Source organism: Paenibacillus validus NBRC 15382, from assembly GCF_004000985.1.
Lineage (GTDB): Bacteria > Bacillota > Bacilli > Paenibacillales > NBRC-103111 > Paenibacillus_G > Paenibacillus_G validus.
This window is the reverse complement of record NZ_BIMH01000002.1, coordinates 97,703-119,350: the sequence shown is the minus strand read 5'-3', so window position 1 is coordinate 119,350 and position 21,648 is coordinate 97,703. Positions and strand designations below refer to the sequence as shown.

Below are 21,648 nucleotides of genomic sequence, written 5' to 3'. Positions count from 1 at the left end.
CTATCCGAAATGGCGCTTGGACATCCAGAGCACGCCGCTTTTAATCGCCCGCGGCATCATGCCGAGCATGACGGTGCGTTTGCCCATCATACCGAAGCCGGCCTTCTTGCCGAGCGACCCGAGAACTCCCTTGAGCTTGATTTTACCGAGCCGGGGAGTTTCGTTTTTCCATACCGCTTGTAATACTTCGGCAACCTGCTCGCCTTGGGCTTCGGCGGCCTGACCGCTCGGGGAGAAGGGGAGCGACGCACAATCGCCGACGATGTAAATCTCTTGATAGTCGGGCAGTTGATGGTATTCGTTAATGATTAGCCGTCCTTGCGCATCTTTAGGCAGATCTAACTGTTGCACAATCGGGCTCGGTTGAATGCCCGCCGTCCATATGGTGATGTCCGTTTGGATGATCTCATCGCCGTTATACAAGAGGCCGCCCTCCAGACGGGAGAGCGAGACGTGCGAGCGCAGCTCGATGTCATGCTCCAGCATCCACTCGCTTACGTAGCGCTGCACCTTCTGCGGGAACGGAGACAGGACGCTTGCGCCGCGGTCCAGAATGCGGATGTTCAGATCGGGCCTGCTTTCCCGGAGCTCGGCCGCCATCTCCACGCCGCTGAGGCCGCCTCCGACGATCGTGACTTGACCGTAGGGGGCAGTGTCGTTGGCGCCTTGATACGTTTTTCGGGTGGCGGACAACGTCTGGATGCTGTTCGAGAACTCTTTCGCGCCGGTAATGTTGTGGTACTTATCGACGCAGCCGAGCGCGATGACAAGCCAGTCGTACGAGAGCGGATCGTCATTCTCGAAGTGCACGAGCTTCGACTCCGGATCGACGGACGTCACTTCCCCGTACTTCAAAATCAGCCGCGGATCGACCGGAAACTGGACGCGTATGTCTTTATCGGACACGGTTCCCGCCGCAAGCGCGTAGTATTCGGTTTTCAACCCTTGATACGGCATGCGGTCGATCAGGATCATGACCGTATCAGACGGCAAATCCCCCTCGAGCAATGTTTTGGCGACGGTCAAACCGCCGTATCCTCCGCCTAAAATGACAAGTTTTTTCATAACAACGGCAAACCCTTTCTCACATGCATTTTATTCGTAAACCTTGATCTCGTTGTAGAACGTGTCGCGTTCAACCGCAATTCGTCCCGCTCCTTGGATCAAGTAAACCAGCTCGTCCCGGGTCAATCCTTCAGGGGAAGTGGCTCCCGCCGAATGGCTGATCCGTTCTTGAATGATCGTGCCGTGCGCATCGGACGCCCCGAAGGCGAAGGCGATTTGCGTCAGCTGTGTGCCGAGATTGATAAAATAAGCTTTCACATGCTGAATGTTGTCCAGCATCAAACGGCTGATGGCGATCGTTCGCAAGTTATCGTAAGCGGAGACGCGGCGTTTCAAACCCGCATCGACGTTGGCCGGCTGCACGGAGTTAGGGATGAATACCATGAACCCGCCCGTTTCGTCCTGAAGCTCGCGTAAATACATCAAGTGGCGGATGCGTTCCTCGAACGTTTCGATGGAACCGAACAGCATCGTCGCGTGCGTTTTCAACCCGAGCTTATGCGCAGTCCGGTGCACTTCGAGCCACTGATCGGTAGAAGCCTTGTCGACGAGGTGCATCTTCTTGCGGTAGCGTTCGGACAAAATTTCCGCTCCGCCGCCCGGCATCGTGCCCAGCCCGGCGTCGATCAGCGTTTGCAGCACCTCTTTATAGCTTAGTCCGCTTAGACGGGAGAAAAACTCGATTTCCGCCGCCGTATGCGCTTTGATCGTGACGTCCGGGTAACGCTGCTTGAGACCCCGGATGCAGTCTACATAGTATTGGAAAGGTACGTTCGGGTTATGCCCGCCCGTAATGTGAAACTCGCGCATGCCGGGATGGTAATGCTTGTCGATATAGGCGAACATTTCTTCAGGCGTTAACGTATAGGCGCCCGGCTGGCCTTCGTCTCTCCGAAAATGACAGAATGCACAGTGCTCTTCGCATACGTTCGTAAAATAGAGACTCATGTTATCGACAAAATACACTTTCTTGCCGTTCTTGCGCAGGTTCACTTTGCCCGCCAATTGTCCGATCGTTAACAAATCGTCGGATTCGTAGAGGAACACGCCGTCCTCTAACGTCAGGCGCTCGCCGTGCTCTACTTTCTCAGCAATTTCGGCCATGCGCAATTCGGGGTTGCTGATTGCGGATTTCAATCGAATCCACCTCCGTAAACTGGATAGGCGCCCTTGGCCGTAGGCTCAAGGGCGCATGCTGATCACACATCATATATAAGATATCCTTATAACACAAATAAGGTTGAACAATACACCCTATTATAAACCTCCTGTTCGGGCTGGGCAATACATGGTTTCGACAAAAATGTTTCAGCAAACCAAGGTTGAATATTTCCATGGGAGTAAATGTCACGATTACCATAAAATTTTATTTCAGTAAAGTGGAAAAACCTAAAATTTGGTATTTCAATTAGCCGCCAAATCTAGTATACTTTAGCATTGTCGGATTTCTTACTAAAACGATTTTTCTAAGAGGGGACGGTGCGATGATGCTGATTTCTGTTTCACAAGAGCAGTACCTGGCGCTTTCCCGGGAAATCGAGAGCGTTCGCGAACGGATGGTTCAATTGGGCGGTGAGCTCGGTTTGATGCATCCCGAGGTTCATCTGTGCAGCCAACAATTGGACGTGCTGTTGTTACGTTATTACGAAATTGATAAAATAAGAAGAAGCGGCGGGCAGGGAACAAAATCCCTTGAGGTGTCGGCTTCAAAAGAGTATACTTTATGTTAGAACCGATTTAATCGTAAGGGAGGCTGAATTCATATGATTACAATCAGCGAAACAGCTAGCGATAAAATTAAAGAAATGCTCGCGGCGGAGGAGTCGTCCAACTTGTTCCTGCGCATTGGCGTAAAATCCGGAGGCTGCAGCGGCTTTTCCTATGGAATGGGCTTTGACGATAACCAGAAGGAAGACGATAAAGTGATGGACATCCACGGATTGAAGGTGGTTGTCGACGCAGAAAGCTCCAAGTATTTGTACGGTGTCGAGATCGACTTCCAGGATGCCGGCATGGGCGGCGGCTTCACCATCAACAACCCGAATGCGGTAGCGACGTGCGGGTGCGGCTCCAGCTTCCGTACGAAAGAGGAAGATGCGGTACTGGCACAGCCTTGCGAGGATTAATCGCGGGAGCGGTGCGGGTTCTGATTCTGATCAATAGTTGATTACGGGTTGCGGATTGCATACCTCCTGACGTTAGTTCTACGGAACATACGTCAGGAGGTTTTTCGTTATGTCCACGCTCCAGATTCTCTCAATATGATTTCTTCGGAAATAACGTTGGGAGTTTTTTTATTTTGGCGATTAACGCTGCGGTAGATAACGAAGAAGGTGAATAACTACGGTGGCCGAATCTGCTTATCCACATGTGGATAAGCAGATTCGGCGCGTTATCAAGCCACTTATCCACGTCATCCACAACAGGGAAGGTTACTTCCATTTACCGCACAGATTTCCGATTTTACCATGAACATTAGCCTTACGTAAACTTAAAAAAACCAATCCAATTTCGGTGCTTGTACATTCGTATTCTATCGATTCGCCGATACCACTATCTAATAATTAAATATAATATAGTATTCTCTCATATTCAGGAGGTGATAGTATGTCGAAGATCACTACGAAACCGTTTGTTGTTCCCCGGATTACGGCTAGTGGACTGCCTATCGATAGTCTTGTTATTAATCTAAGAAACCTGGAAGATCATGCGATGAGAGTTTGTGCTACGGTTAATCGATATTTCCCGTACATGGAAACCGAAGGGGAGGTTCTTTACAAAGAAGAGGTCTTGCTGAGTCCGCATAGTGGTACAACTCATCTGGTCTACGGGTTCCATGCATCTGACAACCTTAGAGTTGTTGTGGAAGGGGATGTAAAGGATCCTGAGGGAGCAGGCACTGGAGTTGAAGTTTGGCTTGTGATCGGAAACAATGGCGTACCTTTTGAACCTAGCAGCTTATATCGGCATAGCGATTTTATTGAACTATACGATTGACATTCGTGGTTCATAAAAAAGAAGCCTTTCGGTAAAAGTCCCGAAAGGTTTCTTAACGCCCGCGTCAGCTCATTTCGCTTGCGGAGGGTCGGTATTCATATTCGTGTAATTGAGCAGTACGGTCAAATAACCGAGAACAACGTACAGCAGGGTCAGCATCCAGTCGAAATGATACAGGAACGGATACAAAATAAACCAAACGCCGCACAGCAAGCTGATCCAATTCGGCCATGAAGACCAACCGGTTCTGCCGCGGGCGAGCAGCGAGGAAACCGCTTGAAGCAGCCCGAACAGCACGCCGGCAAGGACGGCGCCGGACGTATCGGTAAAGCTTGCCCACCAAGGTGCTGTGAGCCAGAGGACGCCGATCATCGCCGTGAATCCGTTGCGAAAGGCCATCGCGTTCACCACCCCGATCCGTAATAAGAGCCGGCTGGAAAGCTAGCTCTTATTACATGATATGCAAGCGGTTACATGATAGTTCGGATTAATGGCGCATGGGGTCAACACTTTGTTAGCGGGAGACGAGCACCCGAATACCTTGAATGACGTTGTAGATCGTAACGGCTGCATACAGAACGCCGCAAAGTACTAGCGCGATAATAAAACCGCTGAAGGTCGGCAGCGTAAAGACGGCGATCAACAAAAACAATAAAGAGGCGAAAGGCAAAATATGCGAGACGAACGCTGCTTTCGCATGATGCTTCACTTCCGGGTCATCGGTAATGAAGTAAATAACGATCGGGATAATGAACCCCGCGAAGAAAATGCTGAAATAGCATAAGGCCGAAATGAGTTTACGCGTTTCCAAGAGAACAGCCCCTTCCATCCGTAAAAGCTATTACGCAATACGCAGAACCGTAAATACGGTTTCGAGTCAAATGGGAAATTAAACCAAAGTTGATAAAATTTTTTTATTGCATGCACGTCCGGTTTCATTGTGTATAACTTTGTCCACATGACCCGGCGCAGTATTATCCATTTTTCTACAGTTATTAACAAGATGCACACAGGTTGTGCACATATTGATGTGGATAACGGAACGCTTGTTCTAATTTTTGAACCGTGTTACTATAATTTTACTTTAAAGAATCAAGGTGATTGAGATGAAATTGATCAGTAATGAAATATTGGTGGATTCATACTTCAAAGCGCTCGATCTAAAATTGGAAAAAGAATTTGTCGAACTGCTGCTGGAAGAAATACATCGTCGCGAACTTAACCTGGATTATTACCGGGAAGGGGACGCGCAGGTTTCATGACCTGAACTTTCTTTCTCTCCCCTATCGGATAGTAGCCCTCATACTCCAAAAAAACCCCTCCTTCGCCGCTAAAGCGTAAGCAGGGGTTATTTGTCACTACCGAGAACAATTGCCCTGAAAAACCGGCATTACCTCTTCATATTCGAGCTGTGCCCCGGGGACAGCTTCGCGGTCGGGTCGATGTACACCTTCGCGTTATTGATCGCAGTCGGCGCTTCGCCGAAGCCTACGGCAATAAGCTTCAGCTTGCCTGGGTATGTGGTGATGTCGCCCGCGGCGAAAATGCCCGGTATGCTCGTTTCCATACGGGAGTCGACGACGATCGAGCCGTTGTCGATTTCCAGTCCCCATTCGGCAATCGGTCCGAGGGAGGAAACGAATCCGAAATTGACGATAACCGCGTCAACGTCGATGACAGTTTCCACACCGCTCTTGATATCGGCCAGCGTAACTTGGGTAATCGTATCTTCGCCGTGAAGCGCCTTAATTTCTGTCGGCGTTACGACGTTGACTTTCGAATTCATCAGGTTTTCAACGCTGTGCTCGTGAGCGCGGAACTTATCGCGACGGTGAATAAGCGTTACCTGCTCGGCGATCGGTTCCAGCATGAGCGCCCAGTCCACGGCGGAATCGCCTCCGCCGCTGATCAAGACTTTTTGGCCTTTGAAGCGGTTAAGGTCGCTGACAAAGTAGTGCAAGTTTTTCTTCTCGTATTTAACGGCCTCGGGCAATTCCAGTCTGCGCGGCTCGAACGCTCCGACGCCTCCTGTAATGATAACGGATTTGGACTGATGTACGCCTTTGTCGGTCGTAACTTCAAACAAACGCTCGTCTTTCTTTTCCACGGATAGCACTTTCTCTTCCAGGCAAATTTGGATGTCGGAGAAATGCTTCATCTGCTCGTCCAGATTGTTGACGAGCTCCTGAGCCGTTACTTTCGGAAAGCCGGCCACATCGTAGATGTATTTTTCCGGGTAAAGCGCGGCGAGCTGTCCGCCGAGCTGCGGCATACTCTCGATTAATTTGACGGATGCTTGGCGCATGCCGCCGTAGAACGAAGCGAACATGCCTGCCGGACCGCCGCCGACGATAATAATGTCAACAATTCCGCTACTCATTACAATAAGCACCTCCGGTACGATATGTATCCATTCTATTATAAACGTACGCTCTTTCCATGAAAATATGAAAGCATAGCGTATTTAGATTAAATTAATTAATGGTATTCATAACCTTTCCGTATAATTTCAATTCCGGCGGGAAAAAACGAGAGAGGAAACAATCGGGGGAATCCCTTTCTTAAGATGGCGAAAAAGGGGCGATTTTAATCAAAATAATACTTGCTATTTCAAGCGTATCATTATATCATTTCTTTTGAATTGGTTAAATTTGTTGTTGCATAAACACTTGAAACGCTTATATTTTGACTAACTGATGCCAAAAATAAAATTAAAATCACATTCCGGCATAGATTGTGTAATTTTTCACAAAGAATTTTGGTCAAACTTATAAAGAAATATAGAAAATACGCGAGGATGGAAGGGATAGAGCCATGAGTCGAATTCCAAGGATTGTCATTTTGGGTGCAGGTTACGGCGGTATTGTGACGGCGATCCGGCTGCAGAAGGAACTCAACTATAACGAGGCGGACGTAACGCTGGTAAATAAGCATGATTACCATTACATTACCACGCATCTGCACATGCCGGCTGCCGGCACGGATAATCCGGAAAATGCACGTGTCAGCATCTTAAAGTTGATCGACGAGTTCAAAATCGATTTTGTGAAATCGACAGTCGTTCAAATTCGCCCGCAAGAGAAGAAAGTTATTCTCGAAGAAGGCACGTTGTCCTACGACTACCTGGTTATCGGTCTCGGTGGGGAGCCGGAAACGTTCGGCATTCCCGGCTTGAAGGAATACGCGATGAACATCCGCTCGATCAACAGCGTTCGTTTCATTCGCGAGCATATCGAATATCAGTTCGCCAAATTCAAGCGCGAGCCTTCCCGTACGGATTACTTGACATTCGTCGTCGGCGGAGCAGGCTTCACAGGCATTGAATTCGTCGGCGAGCTGGCCGATCGCATTCCGGAGCTCTGTAAGGAGTTTGACATCGATCCGTCTCTCGTGAACATTTATAATATTGAAGCGGCTCCAACAGCTTTGCCGGGCTTCGACCCGGAACTGGTCGAGTATGCGATGAACGTTCTGAAGAACAAAGGCGTTACGTTCAAAATTGCCACGGCGATTAAAGAATGCACACCGGAAGGCGTCGTTCTGGCGACCGGCGAAGAGATCAAATCGGCCACCATCATCTGGACCGGCGGTATCCGCGGCAACCACATGCTGGAGGAAGCCGGTTTCGAAACGATGCGCGGCCGCATCAAAGTAGACGACACGCTTCGCATCCCGGGCCATGAGAACATCTACGTGCTCGGCGATTGCTCGATCGTGATGAGTCCGGAAGGCCGTCCTTATCCGCCGACCGCGCAAATTTCGATGCAGCAGGCGGAAGTGTGCGCGCACAATCTTGTTGCGCAAATTCGCAATTCCGAGCTGCAGAAGTTCGAGTACAAGCCGAAAGGCACCGTGGCCTCGCTCGGCCGCGGCGAAGCGATCGGCATCGTCGGCTCGCGCAAAATTAAAGGCGGTGTCGCGGCCGTGATGAAGAAGGTTATCGATCTTCGCTACCTGTACATTATCGGTGGCATCCCGCTCGTCTTGAAGAAAGGCCGTTTCTAAACGATGCGTCACTGCAGTGTGCAGGTTCGCGGGCTGCTGACCCGCGAGGAGCTCGACCGGTACAACGCCTTGATCGATGTCGGCCATTATCTGGAGACGCAAGACCGCTATGATCTGGTGGCGACGGTTCAGAAGGAGATCGACATTCTGATCCTGCCGGCCATTGAACGGTTGAAGGAGAAGTCTCGTCAACGCGACCGCGATACCGAGGAGTATTTGCGTCGCAAAGCGCTGGAGCAGGAACTCGCGAAGCTTGCCGAGGAAGACGACGACTAGAAGCCAAAAAAACCTTGCCTGACACGGCTGCTGCAGCCGTATGGGCAAGGTTTTTTTGCGTAACCCGGGAAAGCAGCTCAAGCTCCGGGCGGCGAACCCGCGGCGGCGGCGCCTGGGGCCCGGAGCTTCGCCAAGGGGCGCCGGCTTATAACTTCAGCATGGCGGAAGTCTTATCCGTATCGAGCAGGTTGCCGATGTAGAAGTCGCCGAAGTCGCCAAAGCGGGCGCTCGTTTCGTCAAAGCGCATTTCGGTGACGATCTTCTTGAACTGCAGCGCATCGTCGGCGAACAACGTGACGCCCCATTCCCAATCGTCGAGGCCGATGGAGCCGCCGATAATTTGTTTGACTTTGCCGGCGTACGTGCGGCCGATCGTGCCGTGGCCGCGCATGAAGGAACGGCGCTCTTCGGTGCTGAGCATGTACCAGTTATCGTTGCCTTCACGGCGCTTGTTCATCGGATAGAAGCAGATGTGCTTCGCTTTCGGCAGGATGGGCTTCAAGCGGGCGACGATGTCCGGATCCTGCATCGGATCCGTACCCGGTTTGGCCATGTAACCGCCGAGTTCGACGACCGATACGTAGGAATAGGTCGGAATGGTCACTTGAGCGAACATCGATTTGTTAAACTCGTTCTCGAGCTCGTTCAGCTCTTCCAGCGTTTCGCGCAGGTGCATGAAGACGAAGTCGGCTTTCTGCCCGACGATGGAGTAGAACGCTGTGCTTCCGAGCTTCTGATCCTCGGTGCTCTGATATTGCTTCAGCAAGGACAACAGCTCGTCCTCGGCGCGGTTTCTTTCTTGCGCGGTCAAGCTTTTCCAGACGTTCCAATCGATGGCGCGGAAGTCATGCAGGCAGTACCAGCCTTCCAACGTATGTACGGCTTCACTCATGGATCTCTCTCTCCTCATGATATTGATTTTCACTTCGATTCTTTTGCTTGTTTCATTGTAGCTAAAGATGCGGGAAAGGGCAAATGCACCAAGGCTGGGGGCTAAACGGTGACAAAGTGTTCACATTCCCGGGACGAGGGCGCCCTTTACCGTCCTGCGCTTTTGATTATAATAGAAAGTAGACGAAGGTATGAGAAGAAGGAGTTGTCTGCATTGCTGCAATTGATTATCGCTACCGTGCTGCTGTTCGTGCTGTTCTTCGGAATCGGGTTTATTCTCAACATGCTGCTGAAGACGACTTGGTTTCCCATTTACGGATATATCGTACTTGTGATCGGTCTTGTGTTGTATTGGGGTTGGGGGACAGGCTCGCTTTCGCAAAATATCGCCGAGTATACGTTTGTCGATTATATCTCGGCATTAGGCGGATTGGCGGGCGCCATCCTGAGCGGTTCGACGATCAAGTCGCTGCGTCAGAAAGGCTTCAAGATGTTCTGAGGAAACGGAGGAAGGCTCCCGGTACGCCGGCGAAGCCTTCTTTTTCTTCTACACCGTTGTCGATTGCTGTGGTAAAATGAAGATTAAGACTTTAGCAACACGGATGGAGTTTTGTATGCATGCGAATTACGAATATGCTTCACTTTTCCGAGTATCACCGGTTTGTCGTTAACCGCGACTTTGCCTTAAGCAGTCTCGATTACAAGGTGCTGACCTCGATGTACCAGCCGATGGTCGGCGCTTTTGCCCTTAGCGTTTATTATACATTGTATCACCAGCTGCCTGCCGATCAAGTGGGCTTCTCGCCGATCGAGCAGCAGCGGAAGCTGTTTCTGACGATGGAGATCGAGGGCGGAGAGCGCGGGCGTAAATGGTTTATCGAGCAAACCTCCAAGCTGGAGGCGGTCGGTCTGCTTCGCACGTCACGCCGCTTTGCGGCCGCTTCGGAGGACTATTTGTACGAGTATCAGCTGTTCGAACCGCTGACGCCGGGGGAGTTTTTCAAAAACCACCATCTCACGCTGCTGCTTCGCGATAAAGTCGGAAAGTATGCCGTTTTTGCGCTGCGGGACGAATTTATGCTGCCCGAAGCGGACGAGCTGAAGCAGGCGAACGCCGAAAATTTATCGGTACCGTTCTACGAGCTGTTCCGGCTAAACACGCAGGTCGTCGATCAGGAGCTGGAGCAGGCTTTCTTCGAATCGGCCGCAGCCACGACTGACCAGACGAAGCCGGAAGTGACGTACAAAGGGTTCACGTATGCGGAAATCATCATGCATTTTCCGAGGGAGTCGTTCAACCGGGAATATGTCGAGCGGTTGAAATACGAGCCCGAGCAGATGGCGACGATCAATTTCGTAGCGAAAAAGTACAGCCTCTACCTAACCGACATCTGCCGGCTGCTGGACGAGGACGGCGTATTCGACGAAGCGGGCACGCTCGCGCTCGAGCTGCTGCAGCATAAAGCGAACCAAGTATTCCGTCAAGATAAGAAACGAACGGAAGATAGGGTAAGGTGGATGGCCAAGCTGCCCGGCAAGGCCGATGCGGAAGGCGAAGAGAAGGTGGAAGGGGCCGTTTCGAAGGATAAGCCGGTCGAGATGGAATTTTACCTGGACGTGCCGGATTTGTTTCAAGGAGAGTGCAACCAGCATCAGTATAATTACATTTTGCGGAACGAGCCGTACATGTTTTTGCTGGAGAAAATTTTTTCTAAAGGCACGGTGCCGGACGGGCTGCTCGATACGCTGGCGAAGGTCGAGCTGAATTACGGTTTGCATGAAGAAGTGATCAACGTCCTTATTCATTATATTTATGTCACCAAACGTTCCTGGTCGAAAAAATATATGGAAGCGATCGTCACCGACATGCTGGGGAAACAGGTCGGATCGTTCGAGCAAGCCGTTCGTTACGTGCGCGAGCAGATGGCGTACAGCGAGAAAAAAACGGCTCAGGGCACGCAGGGCGCCTATCGCGGAGGCAGCGGAGGTACGGCCAAGTCCGGCCGTGGCGGCGCAAGGCAGAAGCCGCTCATTCCGATCGTGCCGGATTCGGCCCCGAGCAAGCCGCGTTCGGATGAGGAGCGGGAGGCGCTGCGCCGGAAAGCGCAGCAGCTGGACGGACAAAGGTAGCGGCTGCCGGGGACTGAGTGAGAGAACCGGAGAAGAGAAACAGGTACTTCATGGGGGAGGTGCTTCGCGTTGGAATCGCTAGGGGAGCTGCTGCGCGGCTCGCAGGGCCGGCAGCTGTTGAAGCAAGCGGAAGAGAAGCTGCGCGAGGTTGCGGCCGATCCGCTGATCGTGAAGCTGCGGAGCAAGTATCCGCAGCTCGATAACCAGACGATCAAGCTGAATTTAAACAAGCTGCATCAATATGTGAAGGAATACAATAATTGTACGAATTGTCCGGGGCTTGACCGCTGCCCGAACGATCTCGAAGGCCATTACACGATGCTCCAGGTGGAGCCGGGGGATGACTGGACGCGCGTCTACGATCATAAGGTGGCGTGCAAGAAGTTTTTGGCGAAGTCGATGCAGGATGCGGTTCGCAGCCGGATCCGAAGCTTTTATGTGGATGAACGCGCGCTTTCCCAAGGGTATTCGTCGCTGGAGATTCTGGACAAGGATCCGCAGCGGGAGGAAGCGGTCGGGCAAGTGATGGATTATATTTTGAACGTGCGTACGAAAGGGCTGCCGCAGACGGGCTTGTACTTGGCCGGCCATTTCGGCACCGGGAAGACGTTCCTGATGTGTTACATGCTCTACGAGCTGGCGAAGGACGGCTATACCGGCGCAATTGTGTATATGCCGGATTTTGCCGAGGATTTGAAGTCGATGTTCCAGGACCCGCTGAAGCTGAAGGAAACGATCGACATCCTGAAAGAAACCGACCTGCTCGTGTTCGACGACATCGGCGCGGAGAATTTAAATCCGTGGCTGCGCGATCATGTGATGGGTGCGATTCTGAACTACCGGATGAACCGGAAGCCGACGTTCTTCACGTCGAATCACGATCTGGACGCGCTGGAGAAGCATTTCAGCTTTACGAGCAAGGACGGGGACGAGGAGTATAAGGGCCGGCGCATTATGGACCGGATTCGGCCTTTCGTCGATGTGGTGATGGTGAACGGGTATAACAAGCGGGGATCGAAATAAAGGAATAGGCAGGGAGTACGGGGCGCGGCAAGGACCGCACGCACAAACCCTTGTGCACGAGCCGCGCACAGACCGCGGACGGGCCTCGCGCACAAAAAAATACCTGCCTGCCTCATCCGGCAGCAGGTATCGCCTTACCCAATCGTTACTTCGCAACCAGCGTGATGACTGTGGCTACGATCGCGATTAAAAACAAAACGCCGAAGAAAACCCCGAAGCCCAACGCGACATCGATCAAGTCATTGCGCTCTTCTTCATATACGTGCAATTCCGGATGTTTCGGATCGTTACTCATTTCAGTTCCTCCTTGTCGCTTCGTGCGGCCCGAAGAAGGGCTCTTCAGGAACGTCCGATCGCACACCGCGAGACTTATCGTAATTATATAGGCTTAGTATACCCAACTTCGCAGATGATTGTAAAGGATGCGAAAGTGACAATTATGCAAACTTTGGTTCGGTTGAAAAGTGAAAGCAATGTGGTATACTTTACATGTTGACATTATCCGCGAAAGGAGAATTCCCATCATGGCTATTGTAAATGTGACTGATCAATCCTTCACCGGTGAAGTGGAAGGATCCGGTACGGTTCTCGTAGATTTCTGGGCTCCCTGGTGCGGTCCTTGCAAAATGATCGCTCCGGTCCTGGAAGAGCTGGATAAAGAACTCGGCGACAACGTGAAGATCGCGAAGGTGAACGTGGACGACAATCCGGAATCCGCTTCGCGCTTTGGCGTTATGAGTATCCCGACCTTGATCGTCTTCAAAGACGGTCAACCGGTGGACAAGGTCGTCGGCTTCCAATCGAAAGACGCGTTGAAGAACGTATTGGGCCGCCATCAATAATTTGGCAGTCTGACGATGACGTGAGAAAAAGCTCTTTTTCTGCTATGCTGAAAAAGAGCTTTTTTTGTTGCCTGCGAAAGGAGAGAAGGGCATGTCGGACACGCATGGGGAATGGAATCCGCAGGACCGGAAGAAGACGCTGGAAGCGATCAAAACGAAGCTTTCGCTCGTTCCGGAGCTGCCGGGCTGTTACTTGATGAAGAACCGCGAAGGCACGATCATTTATGTCGGCAAAGCGAAAATATTGCGCAACCGGCTGAGGACTTATTTTACGGGCAGTCATACGGCGAAGACGCAGCTGCTGGTGAGCGAAATCGTCGATTTCGAATATATCGTGACCGCCAGCAACATGGAAGCGCTCATCCTGGAGTGCAATCTGATCAAGAAGTACGTCCCGAGGTACAATGTACTCCTGAAGGACGATAAATCTTTTCCCTATATAAAAATTACGCACGAGCGGCATCCGAAGCTCGAAGTGACGCGGCGGGTGCATAAGGACAAGGCGAAATATTTCGGCCCGTATCCGAATGCGTACGCCGCTCAGGAAACGAAGAAGCTGCTGGACCGGTTGTACCCGCTGCGCAAGTGCAATACGCTGCCGGATAAGGTATGCCTGTACTACCACTTGGGCCAGTGTATCGCACCCTGTGAGTTCGAGGTCGAGCAGGAGACGTACGATAAGATGGTCGGGGAGATCGCGCGCTTTTTGAACGGCGGCCACGACGAGATCAAGGAGGACCTGAAGCGCAAAATGCAGGAAGCGGCCGAGGAGCTGAACTTCGAACGGGCCAAGGAGCTGCGGGATCAAATTGTGCACATCGACGCCGTCATGGAGAAGCAGAAGATTACGACGAACGATAAGATGGACCGCGACGTATTCGGTTTTGCCGTCGACAAAGGGTGGATGTGTGTCCAGATTCTATATATGCGCCAAGGGAAGCTTATCGAGCGGCATGCGACGATGTTCCCTTACTATGGCGAAGCGTATGACGATTTCACCTCGTTCGTGACCCAGTATTACAGCGATAACCCGGCGCTGCCGAAGGAAATTTTCCTGCCGCCGAATCCGGCGGAGGAACGTCCGGCCGCTGTGGAGACGCCTGCGGCGGGCGCAGATGCGGAGCAGGGAACGCCTGTGCCGGAGGAGACGGCCGCGGCCGAGACGAAATCCGACGTCAAGGATGCGCTCGAAAGCTGGCTGAAGGTGCGGGTGCATATGCCCCGCCGCGGCTTGAAGAAGAACATGGTTGAGATGGCGAGCGACAACGCGCGCGTGGCGCTTGAAGAGAAGTTTAAGCTGATCGAACGGGATGCCGAGCGGACGATCAAGGCCGTTGAAAATTTGGGCCAATACCTCGGTACGGGCACGATCCATCGCATCGAAGCGTTCGACAACTCGAACATCCAGGGAAGCGACCCGGTGTCGGCGATGGTCGTGTTCACGGACGGCAAGCCGGACCGCAAGGAATACCGCAAGTACAAAATCAAGACGGTGCAGGGACCGGACGATTACGAGACGATGCGTGAGGTCGTCAGACGCCGCTACGAGCGTGTGTTGAAGGAAGGACTGAAGATGCCCGACCTGATCGTCATCGACGGCGGCAGGGGCCATCTGGCGGCTGCAGTGGACGTGCTCGAGAACGAGCTCGGTTTGCATTTGCCGGTATGCGGTCTGGTCAAAGACGCCAAGCACAAGACGGCCCAGCTGTTAATGGGCGATCCGCCCGAAGTGGTGCCATTGCCGCGCGACAGTCAGGAATTTTATTTGCTGCAGCGCATCCAGGACGAGGTGCATCGCTTCGCCATCACGTTCCACCGCGAGACGCGCGCCAAGTCGATGACCGTATCGACGCTCGATTCGATCACGGGCATCGGCGAGAAGCGGCGCAAGGCGCTCTTGAAGCACTTCGGCTCGTTGAAAAAAATAAAAGAGGCTCAAGTCGAAGACTTCAAGCCTCTCGGTATCGGGGAAAAGCTGGCGCAGCACATTCTCGCTTCCTTGAACCGCCCCGCCGAAGGAGCCGAAGCCGGGCCCGGCGCAAGCGATAGCGCCGACCCGATTACGGATGGCGCAGCGGCGGATTCGACGGGGATCGAGGCCTGAAGCGCCCGTGCAGCCTGTGCAGCAGCCAACCGACGACAGCCGGCGCGAAGAAGTACGCGAGGCCGACGGCGGCTTGCCTGTCGTCGCCGCTGTACATCAGCGAGAAGCCCATCAGGATGCTGTCCATCGCCGCGTGGGCGAACAGGGCGGTCAGGAAGCCGTACCGCAAGTACGCGTAACCGAACACGATGCCGATGACCGACACCTCTACAAGCCGGGTGTACACCGGGTATACCGGGTACTGGGTGTGACTCATCGCCCAGATAACGCTAGGCACAAGCACCGCCACGAAAGGACGGCGTGTCAGCTTCAGCATAAGCGACACGCCGAGCACCCGGTAGACGGCTTCCTCGGAGATGGCTGCAGACCAGGCCAGCAGCGGAAACCATTCGGGGTGCAGCATATTGTACACCGAATCGGTCGGGTCGTTCACGGCCCAGACGTCGAACAGCTCGGTGGCGGCGAAGAACAACGCCTGCTGGATGCCGAGAATGAACAGGGCGATCACATATCCGCTGCTCATCGCCTGCTTCACTTGCCCGCCGAAGTCCGCATCACGCCATACGGCCCACGGGCGTTCGCCCCGGTCAAGCGTCAGCCGGCTTCCGGCAACCAAGGCGAAGTAAGAGGACAACGCCATCAGCGCCACATAGATGTTGCTGATCCACAAGTACAACACCGCATCCGGCTCCGAAGGACCGCTGCCGTGCATCGTACGGAAGGCGGGCATCAGATTGTAGTTATTGCTCACATAGATCGCCAGGAACACGATCGACAGCAGCGCGCCGCGCGCGAAGTCGATCTGTTTGCGCTGCCGTACGACGAGGATCAAGGCGGCGAGCGCCATCAGCAGCGATGCGAACAAGCTGATCCGCGTCATCAGAGCGGACCGCTCGTCCTGCATCTGCTGCCAGAGCGTGAAGCTTTCCGGCGGCGGGAATGCCGGGCGGAACGACACCGCTTGCCCGTTCGCCGTCTGCACGTGCAGCTCCAGCGGGGCTTCGCCGATCCGCTCCGTCTTGCTGACGAATACGAATTCGCCGGGCGGGCGTTTGTCCGCAGCGCTGCCAGCCAGTGTGAACGCAGCCGGATCGAAGCCCATATCGCGGACGGCGCTTACGGCGATCGCGGACGCATCCGTTTCCGCCGCCGGCCGCGCTTCGGTTTTGGCCGTCGGCGCTTTCGAAGCGCTATAGCTGATCACCTGACGGTTGTTGAAGTTGACCCCGATGTAATAGGTGGCTTGCCCATCGCGGATTTCCACTTCGTAATAATCGATTGGATAACGCTTCTCGAACCGCTTTCGATACTCTTCCTCCAAGCCTTCCTTCTGGATGTACCCGCTGCGAACCGTGTTCGATTGAAACAACGTATCCGCCGTGCGGCCGGGCGAGAGCCCGAATTTGTGATCGGCGAAGGCGATCGCGAGTTCGGCCGCTTCCGCTTTACTAATGGCAGGCGCCGCCTGCGCTTCCCCGTCAAGATCGTTGTGGTCCTGAAACAGCGGGGCGAGATAAGATAGCCCGAAGTACAGCAGAAGACCGATGACCGCCAGCCATAAGGGGGGACGAGAACCTTTGTTGGGCATGATACACTCCTTATCCGGTAAATCGTAACAGCTTATCTTAATCGTATTCTCCGTTATGGCCATCCATGCTAATAGGGTAATCTCATGATATCACGAGAAAGCGCCGGAAAAAACAAGCAAGGAGAAGACTTCACCGTTTGAGAGCGCTGTCATGTATCGTAATGTTCCGAAAATCCTTCCTTTTCCGCCAAATAGAGCTTTGTACTTCGTTCCAAAGAACCTTATAATTCATATCAATTGAATAAGAAGCCGAATTTCTTCAAGAAAACGGGGGAACCATGAATCATAGGGGTGAATTCCGTGCAGGGCCGGGTAACGGGCCGCATGGATAGGGGGCCTGTATACCCGAATCCGTCAGCTAACCTCGTAGGCTTGTGTTACAGGAACCTTAGATGGCACTGGGTTTCCCGTGTCTTTTTTTTGTTGTTCATAAAAAGTTGAGAAGGTGCAGGTTCAGGATGAAATCCAAATCGAAAAAAATCGAGCTTACCCCGCCGCAAATTTTGGTCATCGGGTTTGCCTTGATCATACTGGCGGGCGCCGGCTTGTTAACGCTCCCGGTGTCAGCGGCGTCCGGGGTGCCGACGCCTTTCCTGGACGCTTTGTTCACGGCGACCTCGGCGACCTGTGTGACTGGTCTGGTCGTAGTCGATACAGGCACTCATTGGTCTTTATTCGGCAAGATTGTCATTATTTCGTTGATTCAGGTCGGCGGTCTCGGGTTCATGACCATGGCCACCCTGTTCGCCTTCGCCTTGAAGAAGCGGCTTTCGCTGAAAGAACGGCTCATTCTTCAAGAAGCGATGAATCAGGGCAGCATGGAAGGCATCGTGCGCTTAATCCGTAAAGTTCTGGTGTACTCGTTGACGATCGAGTTCACAGCGGCTGTCATCTTCGCCATCCGGTGGTCGTTCGATTTAGGTCCGGTGCGTGCGCTGGGGTATGGGGTGTTTCATGCGATCTCGTTCTTTAACAACGCCGGGTTCGATCTGTTCGGTCCGATTACCGGCCGGTTCTCCGGCATTACGGCTTACGCGGACGATTATGTGATCAATATCGTCTCCATGGCGTTGATTATATTAGGAGGGATCGGGTTTGTCGTCCTGTCCGACTTGATGGAGTACAAGCAGCGCCGCCGGCTGTCGCTCCATTCCAAGGTCGTGTTGAGCGCGAGCGGCATTCTGATCCTGGTCGGGGCCATCGTCATCTTCATCTTTGAATTTACGAATCCGAAGACGCTCGCCACGCTTAACTGGAACGGTAAAATACTGGCTTCGTTCTTTCAATCGGTCTCCCCTCGAACGGCCGGCGCGAACAGCATCGACATCGCGGGCATGAGGCAGGCGTCGCAGTTTTTCATTATTGTTCTCATGTTCATCGGGGCGTCCCCGGGATCGACGGGCGGCGGGATCAAGACGACGACGTTCACGACGCTGATCGGGGCGATTATCGCGATGATCCGGGGGAAAGAGGATATCGTGCTGTTCCATAACCGGCTCGGCAAAGACCGGATTCTTAAAGCGATTACGTTAACCATGCTCGCCTTGTTCTGGGTCATCTTCGTCACCATGCTGCTGTCCACGACGGAAGATCACAATTTCCTGATGATTTTGTTCGAAGCGACGTCGGCTTTCGGCACGGTCGGACTGACGATGGGGCTCACGCCCGATTTGACCACGTTCGGCAAGTTGATGATCGCCCTTACGATGTTTATCGGCCGGCTCGGTCCGTTGACGCTCGCGTATGCGCTCGGTCCGAAGGCAGAGAAAGAGCTGTTCAGATACCCGGAAGGGAAAATTACGATTGGATAGGGAGAGGCATTCGATGAAACGCAGTCAGTACGCGGTAATCGGACTCGGCCGTTTCGGCTCGAGTCTGGCAAAGGAGCTCATACAGCTCGGTTATGAAGTAATGGGGATCGATATGGACGAGGAAGCGGTAGAAGAAATGAGCGAAGAGCTCACGCACGTCGTCGTTGCGGATTCGACGGACGAAGATGTCATTCGTTCGCTTGGGATCCGGAATTTTGATTGCGTGATCGTAGCGATCGGCAACGATATTCAAGCCAGCATCCTGACGACGATCCTCTTGAAGGATATCGGGGTGAAGATGGTTGTGGCCAAGGCGTTGTCCGAGCTGCACGGGAAGGTGCTGCATAAGATCGGCGTCGACCGGGTCATTTTCCCGGAACGGGATATGGGCATTCGCGTCGCGCATCAGCTGGTTTCCCCGAATCTGCTCGATTATATCGAGCTGTCGAAGGAGTACACGATCGCCGAGCTGGCCGTTCCGAAGTGTTTGGACGGTCTGTCGTTGAAGGAGCTTGATACCCGGGCTCGTTATGGCTGCAGCGTCGTCGCTATCAATAAGAAGCATGGCGACGTGATCATCGCGCCGACGGCTACCGATACCGTAGACGAGAAGGACGTCATGGTCATCATTGGCACGAACGAACAGATCGAGCATTTCGAGAACGCCTTGGTTCGTTAAGGCTTTGTTAGACGATCGACCGTTGGGTTTATATAGGAAGGAGCCGCGGAGAGTTGGAGAATGCCGTACTTATCGAGCATGTCATCTTTTTAATCGTTTCCGTCTTATTTCTGGGCATGATTTTCGGAAAAGCGGCGAATTGGCTGAAACTGCCGGACGTCGCTCTCTTTTTGGCCGCAGGCATGATCGTCGGTCAAGGGCTGCACCTGATTCACGAGCCGAGCAGCACGTTCACGAATCAATTCATCTTAACTGTCGGTTCCGCGCTCATCTTATTCGACGGGGGGCGCAACATCCGGCTGTCGGGCCTTCGCCAGGTATGGGTCACCCTTACCTTGCTAAGCGTGCCGGGCGTGCTGATTACGTGCGCGGTCGTCGCTTTTGCCGCCCATTACCTGCTGGGGATCCCGTTCATGTATGCGGTGCTGCTTGGGGCGATTATTTCGTCGACCGACCCGGCGACGCTGATCCCCGTCTTCAAGCAAGTGAAGATCCGGAGCAAAGTACGGGAAACGGTGGAAAGCGAATCCGCCTTCAACGACGCAACCGGCTCGATCCTCACCTTCTCGGTGCTCGGCGCGATTACGGGCGGACAGGCGATATCGCTCTCCTCAAGCGTACTCGAGTTTCTGCAAACGGCGCTCGGCGGCATCGCGGTCGGCATCGGTGTCGGGTTCGGGCTGGCGTTCATCACGGCGCACCTGAGGCTCGGATGGCTGCGCGATTACACCACGATCGCTCTCGTCGTTACCGCGCTTGGGGCCTACTGGCTGGGCGACGCGCTGCATGTGAGCGGATTTATGGCGACGTTCACGGCCGGACTGATTTGGGGGAACAGCGATTTGTTCAAGCTCCACATGGACGACAAGCTGCAGGAAATGGGCCATTTTACCGAAAATATGACGGTGCTGATGCGCATGCTTATTTTCATTCTGCTCGGAAGCCAGGTAAACTTCGGCATGATCTTCGAACACTTGTGGCCGAGCCTCGGTGTCATTGCGGTATTCATGCTGATCGCAAGGCCGCTTACCGTGCTGGCCTCCGCGCTTCCGGACCGGAAGGCCAAGTGGGAGCGGAACGAGATTGTATTTATGTTCTGGGTGCGGGAGACGGGCGTCATTCCCGCCGCGCTGTCGGGTATGGTAGCCGGGATGGGCATCGCGCATGCGGACATCATCTCGTCCGTTACGTTCCTGGCGGTGCTGCTCACGATCCTGCTCCAGGCGAGCACGACGGCTTATGCCGCGCGCAAGCTGGGGCTCGAGGAGAAGTGAGCCTGGAGGGTCAACGGTAATGCTTCACCGCCAGGTCGATAAACCGCCGGATCGGCGCTTCGAGAGCGGCTTCCTCCGTATATAGGAGCGAAGTCGTTCTTTTCGTTTGCTCCAGCTCGGGGACGAAACGAACGGTCAGCTCATTGTTGCCGACCAGCGGATGGCGCAGGTACGATTCCGGGAGCAGCGTGGCTGTCTGGCACGTCGCGACGAGGCGGACGATCGCTTCGAACGAATCGATCTCCATCTTCACATCCGGATGGACGCCGCAGCGATGGAACATTTCGTCCATCAGTACGCGATACCATGTCCCGCGGGAGAATAAGATCATCGGCAGCTCGTGCAAATCGTGAACGGTCAAGCCGGCGTGATCGGCATAAGGGTGTGCGGCGGGGAGCACCAGACAGAGATGATCGTCGAACAGCGGGACGCTGACGAGGCCGGGGTCGTCGATTTGCGAGGCGACAAGACCGATGTCGACTTTTTTCTCCTTGACGAGCGGGACGACCTCGTGCGTTTTGCCGGTGACGGCTTTAATATCGGTATGCGGATGCTCGCGTGTATAAATGGTGATCAAATCGGGCAAGGTGGATTGCAGGGTGGTCAGACTGGCGCCGATGACGATGCTGGCCGGTTTCGTCGCGGAACGGAACGCGCGCAGCGAATCGTGCAGCTTCCGCTCCAGACGCTGCTGATCGAGCGCATATTCGTAACAGACCTCGCCGGCGCGCGTCAGCTCGAGCCGCTTGCCTTTACGGCGGAACAGCTCGACGCCAAGCTCCTGCTCCAGCTTCATGATTTTGCGCGAAAGGGCGGGCTGCGAGATGTTCAGCAATTGCGACGCTTTATTCAAGCTTTGCTGCTGCACGACCGTGACGAACATGTCGAATTGTTCCATAGTTATTCCTTTCTATATGCACTGTAGTTATAAGAGATTATAAGAAATCGGCACTTCCATTATAA

General features: G+C 53.5%; 23 protein-coding genes and 1 riboswitch. Of the genes, 14 read left to right on the top strand and 9 right to left on the bottom strand.

The genetic code is table 11. The annotated features are described in order from the left end of the window. Together PVA01S_RS02460 and mqnE are read right to left on the bottom strand one after the other, a co-directional pair. Positions 1 to 1,065, bottom strand: coding sequence for an NAD(P)/FAD-dependent oxidoreductase (locus PVA01S_RS02460; protein WP_127604897.1), 1,065 nt, complete (start codon positions 1,063 to 1,065; stop codon positions 1 to 3). Between the two features lie 30 nt (positions 1,066 to 1,095). Continuing rightward, positions 1,096 to 2,169 (bottom strand): aminofutalosine synthase MqnE, encoded by a 1,074-nt coding sequence (gene mqnE, locus PVA01S_RS02455; protein ID WP_373423885.1) that lies wholly within the window; start codon positions 2,167 to 2,169, stop codon positions 1,096 to 1,098. A gap of 380 nt (positions 2,170 to 2,549) precedes the next feature. On the opposite strand from mqnE, the gene PVA01S_RS02450 reads away from it, so the two are divergent. The 3 genes from PVA01S_RS02450 to PVA01S_RS02440 all read left to right on the top strand — a co-directional run bounded on the left by PVA01S_RS02450 (position 2,550) and on the right by PVA01S_RS02440 (position 4,062). Continuing rightward, positions 2,550 to 2,795, top strand: coding sequence for an aspartyl-phosphate phosphatase Spo0E family protein (locus PVA01S_RS02450; RefSeq protein ID WP_244932874.1), 246 nt, complete (start codon positions 2,550 to 2,552; stop codon positions 2,793 to 2,795). Positions 2,796 to 2,828: 33 nt separating this feature from the next. Further along, positions 2,829 to 3,191 (top strand): iron-sulfur cluster insertion protein ErpA, encoded by a 363-nt coding sequence (erpA, locus tag PVA01S_RS02445; protein WP_054797782.1) that lies wholly within the window; start codon positions 2,829 to 2,831, stop codon positions 3,189 to 3,191. A gap of 481 nt (positions 3,192 to 3,672) precedes the next feature. Next, on the top strand, positions 3,673 to 4,062 hold the full coding sequence (locus PVA01S_RS02440) for a hypothetical protein (RefSeq protein ID WP_127604895.1): 390 nt from the start codon (positions 3,673 to 3,675) through the stop codon (positions 4,060 to 4,062). 69 nt (positions 4,063 to 4,131) lie between these two features. On the opposite strand, the gene PVA01S_RS02435 is transcribed toward PVA01S_RS02440, so the two are convergent. Then, positions 4,132 to 4,461, bottom strand: a complete 330-nt coding sequence (locus tag PVA01S_RS02435; protein ID WP_127604893.1) for an SPW repeat domain-containing protein — start codon at positions 4,459 to 4,461, stop codon at positions 4,132 to 4,134. Positions 4,462 to 4,576: 115 nt separating this feature from the next. Further along, the gene (locus PVA01S_RS02430) at positions 4,577 to 4,873 is read right to left on the bottom strand and encodes a magnetosome magnetite crystal formation protein family (RefSeq protein WP_054797785.1); all 297 of its coding nucleotides are present in this window, start codon (positions 4,871 to 4,873) and stop codon (positions 4,577 to 4,579) included. 295 nt (positions 4,874 to 5,168) lie between these two features. Here PVA01S_RS02430 and sda point away from each other — a divergent pair, with 295 nt between their 5' ends. After that, positions 5,169 to 5,324 carry a sporulation histidine kinase inhibitor Sda gene (gene sda, locus PVA01S_RS02425; RefSeq protein ID WP_054797786.1) on the top strand — a complete coding sequence of 52 codons (156 nt, stop codon included), beginning with the start codon at positions 5,169 to 5,171 and terminating at the stop codon, positions 5,322 to 5,324. A 128-nt stretch (positions 5,325 to 5,452) separates the two neighbouring features. On the opposite strand, the gene PVA01S_RS02420 is transcribed toward sda, so the two are convergent. Continuing rightward, the gene (locus PVA01S_RS02420; RefSeq protein WP_127604891.1) at positions 5,453 to 6,442 is read right to left on the bottom strand and encodes an NAD(P)/FAD-dependent oxidoreductase; all 990 of its coding nucleotides are present in this window, start codon (positions 6,440 to 6,442) and stop codon (positions 5,453 to 5,455) included. A gap of 434 nt (positions 6,443 to 6,876) precedes the next feature. Between PVA01S_RS02420 and PVA01S_RS02415 the strand changes: the two genes are divergently transcribed. Together PVA01S_RS02415 and PVA01S_RS02410 are read left to right on the top strand one after the other, a co-directional pair. Beyond that, the gene (locus tag PVA01S_RS02415) at positions 6,877 to 8,067 is read left to right on the top strand and encodes an NAD(P)/FAD-dependent oxidoreductase (RefSeq protein WP_054797787.1); all 1,191 of its coding nucleotides are present in this window, start codon (positions 6,877 to 6,879) and stop codon (positions 8,065 to 8,067) included. A gap of 3 nt (positions 8,068 to 8,070) precedes the next feature. Then, the gene (locus tag PVA01S_RS02410) at positions 8,071 to 8,343 is read left to right on the top strand and encodes a hypothetical protein (RefSeq protein WP_054797788.1); all 273 of its coding nucleotides are present in this window, start codon (positions 8,071 to 8,073) and stop codon (positions 8,341 to 8,343) included. Between the two features lie 145 nt (positions 8,344 to 8,488). On the opposite strand, the gene hemQ is transcribed toward PVA01S_RS02410, so the two are convergent. Next, positions 8,489 to 9,235 (bottom strand): hydrogen peroxide-dependent heme synthase, encoded by a 747-nt coding sequence (gene hemQ, locus PVA01S_RS02405; RefSeq protein WP_054797789.1) that lies wholly within the window; start codon positions 9,233 to 9,235, stop codon positions 8,489 to 8,491. Between the two features lie 213 nt (positions 9,236 to 9,448). Here hemQ and PVA01S_RS02400 point away from each other — a divergent pair, with 213 nt between their 5' ends. The 3 genes from PVA01S_RS02400 to zapE all read left to right on the top strand — a co-directional run bounded on the left by PVA01S_RS02400 (position 9,449) and on the right by zapE (position 12,387). After that, positions 9,449 to 9,733, top strand: coding sequence for a YuiB family protein (locus tag PVA01S_RS02400; RefSeq protein WP_054797790.1), 285 nt, complete (start codon positions 9,449 to 9,451; stop codon positions 9,731 to 9,733). 119 nt (positions 9,734 to 9,852) lie between these two features. Continuing rightward, positions 9,853 to 11,364, top strand: coding sequence for a DnaD domain protein (locus tag PVA01S_RS02395; RefSeq protein WP_127604887.1), 1,512 nt, complete (start codon positions 9,853 to 9,855; stop codon positions 11,362 to 11,364). A gap of 69 nt (positions 11,365 to 11,433) precedes the next feature. Continuing rightward, complete coding sequence (gene zapE / locus PVA01S_RS02390) at positions 11,434 to 12,387, top strand: AFG1/ZapE family ATPase (RefSeq protein ID WP_127604885.1); 954 nt, start codon at positions 11,434 to 11,436, stop codon at positions 12,385 to 12,387. Positions 12,388 to 12,532: 145 nt separating this feature from the next. Here the strand turns inward: zapE and PVA01S_RS02385 are convergent, their stop codons facing one another. Continuing rightward, positions 12,533 to 12,682, bottom strand: a complete 150-nt coding sequence (locus PVA01S_RS02385; RefSeq protein ID WP_127604883.1) for a YqzM family protein — start codon at positions 12,680 to 12,682, stop codon at positions 12,533 to 12,535. A 229-nt stretch (positions 12,683 to 12,911) separates the two neighbouring features. On the opposite strand from PVA01S_RS02385, the gene trxA reads away from it, so the two are divergent. Next, a complete protein-coding gene (trxA, locus tag PVA01S_RS02380; protein ID WP_054797792.1) occupies positions 12,912 to 13,229 on the top strand; it encodes a thioredoxin in 318 nt (105 codons plus the stop codon). Positions 13,230 to 13,320: 91 nt separating this feature from the next. Then, positions 13,321 to 15,333 (top strand): excinuclease ABC subunit UvrC, encoded by a 2,013-nt coding sequence (uvrC, locus tag PVA01S_RS02375; RefSeq protein WP_127604881.1) that lies wholly within the window; start codon positions 13,321 to 13,323, stop codon positions 15,331 to 15,333. Here the strand turns inward: uvrC and PVA01S_RS02370 are convergent. Continuing rightward, the gene (locus tag PVA01S_RS02370; RefSeq protein WP_127604880.1) at positions 15,290 to 16,921 is read right to left on the bottom strand and encodes a CPBP family intramembrane glutamic endopeptidase; all 1,632 of its coding nucleotides are present in this window, start codon (positions 16,919 to 16,921) and stop codon (positions 15,290 to 15,292) included. The genes uvrC and PVA01S_RS02370 overlap by 44 nt on opposite strands. A gap of 237 nt (positions 16,922 to 17,158) precedes the next feature. After that, a riboswitch (cyclic di-AMP (ydaO/yuaA leader) is annotated at positions 17,159 to 17,309 on the top strand. Between the two features lie 70 nt (positions 17,310 to 17,379). Here PVA01S_RS02370 and PVA01S_RS02365 point away from each other — a divergent pair. Genes PVA01S_RS02365 through PVA01S_RS02355 form a run of 3 tightly spaced genes read left to right on the top strand, consistent with a single transcriptional unit; the run spans position 17,380 to position 20,685 of the window. Further along, a complete protein-coding gene (locus PVA01S_RS02365; RefSeq protein WP_127604878.1) occupies positions 17,380 to 18,732 on the top strand; it encodes a TrkH family potassium uptake protein in 1,353 nt (450 codons plus the stop codon). Between the two features lie 13 nt (positions 18,733 to 18,745). Then, positions 18,746 to 19,411: a potassium channel family protein gene (locus PVA01S_RS02360; RefSeq protein WP_127604876.1), complete on the top strand. Its 666-nt coding sequence runs from the start codon at positions 18,746 to 18,748 to the stop codon at positions 19,409 to 19,411. Between the two features lie 53 nt (positions 19,412 to 19,464). After that, positions 19,465 to 20,685 carry a cation:proton antiporter gene (locus PVA01S_RS02355; RefSeq protein WP_127604874.1) on the top strand — a complete coding sequence of 407 codons (1,221 nt, stop codon included), beginning with the start codon at positions 19,465 to 19,467 and terminating at the stop codon, positions 20,683 to 20,685. A gap of 10 nt (positions 20,686 to 20,695) precedes the next feature. Here PVA01S_RS02355 and PVA01S_RS02350 read toward each other — a convergent pair whose 3' ends face one another. After that, positions 20,696 to 21,583, bottom strand: a complete 888-nt coding sequence (locus PVA01S_RS02350) for a LysR family transcriptional regulator (RefSeq protein ID WP_127604872.1) — start codon at positions 21,581 to 21,583, stop codon at positions 20,696 to 20,698. Positions 21,584 to 21,648: the final 65 nt, after the last annotated feature.

Excerpts from the sequence above, each read along its gene's own strand:
- sda (WP_054797786.1), top strand. The coding sequence starts at position 5,169 with ATGAAATTGATCAGTAATGAAATATTGGTGGATTCATACTTCAAAGCG.
- PVA01S_RS02395 (WP_127604887.1), top strand. The coding sequence starts at position 9,853 with ATGCGAATTACGAATATGCTTCACTTTTCCGAGTATCACCGGTTTGTC.
- PVA01S_RS02450 (WP_244932874.1), top strand. The coding sequence starts at position 2,550 with ATGATGCTGATTTCTGTTTCACAAGAGCAGTACCTGGCGCTTTCCCGG.
- mqnE (WP_373423885.1), bottom strand. The coding sequence starts at position 2,169 with ATGGCCGAAATTGCTGAGAAAGTAGAGCACGGCGAGCGCCTGACGTTA.
- trxA (WP_054797792.1), top strand. The coding sequence starts at position 12,912 with ATGGCTATTGTAAATGTGACTGATCAATCCTTCACCGGTGAAGTGGAA.
- PVA01S_RS02435 (WP_127604893.1), bottom strand. The coding sequence starts at position 4,461 with ATGGCCTTTCGCAACGGATTCACGGCGATGATCGGCGTCCTCTGGCTC.
- erpA (WP_054797782.1), top strand. The coding sequence starts at position 2,829 with ATGATTACAATCAGCGAAACAGCTAGCGATAAAATTAAAGAAATGCTC.
- uvrC (WP_127604881.1), top strand. The coding sequence starts at position 13,321 with ATGTCGGACACGCATGGGGAATGGAATCCGCAGGACCGGAAGAAGACG.
- PVA01S_RS02385 (WP_127604883.1), bottom strand. The coding sequence starts at position 12,682 with ATGAGTAACGATCCGAAACATCCGGAATTGCACGTATATGAAGAAGAG.
- PVA01S_RS02370 (WP_127604880.1), bottom strand. The coding sequence starts at position 16,921 with ATGCCCAACAAAGGTTCTCGTCCCCCCTTATGGCTGGCGGTCATCGGT.
- PVA01S_RS02440 (WP_127604895.1), top strand. The coding sequence starts at position 3,673 with ATGTCGAAGATCACTACGAAACCGTTTGTTGTTCCCCGGATTACGGCT.
- PVA01S_RS02460 (WP_127604897.1), bottom strand. The coding sequence starts at position 1,065 with ATGAAAAAACTTGTCATTTTAGGCGGAGGATACGGCGGTTTGACCGTC.
- PVA01S_RS02410 (WP_054797788.1), top strand. The coding sequence starts at position 8,071 with ATGCGTCACTGCAGTGTGCAGGTTCGCGGGCTGCTGACCCGCGAGGAG.
- PVA01S_RS02350 (WP_127604872.1), bottom strand. The coding sequence starts at position 21,583 with ATGGAACAATTCGACATGTTCGTCACGGTCGTGCAGCAGCAAAGCTTG.
- hemQ (WP_054797789.1), bottom strand. The coding sequence starts at position 9,235 with ATGAGTGAAGCCGTACATACGTTGGAAGGCTGGTACTGCCTGCATGAC.
- PVA01S_RS02420 (WP_127604891.1), bottom strand. The coding sequence starts at position 6,442 with ATGAGTAGCGGAATTGTTGACATTATTATCGTCGGCGGCGGTCCGGCA.
- PVA01S_RS02360 (WP_127604876.1), top strand. The coding sequence starts at position 18,746 with ATGAAACGCAGTCAGTACGCGGTAATCGGACTCGGCCGTTTCGGCTCG.
- PVA01S_RS02365 (WP_127604878.1), top strand. The coding sequence starts at position 17,380 with ATGAAATCCAAATCGAAAAAAATCGAGCTTACCCCGCCGCAAATTTTG.
- PVA01S_RS02415 (WP_054797787.1), top strand. The coding sequence starts at position 6,877 with ATGAGTCGAATTCCAAGGATTGTCATTTTGGGTGCAGGTTACGGCGGT.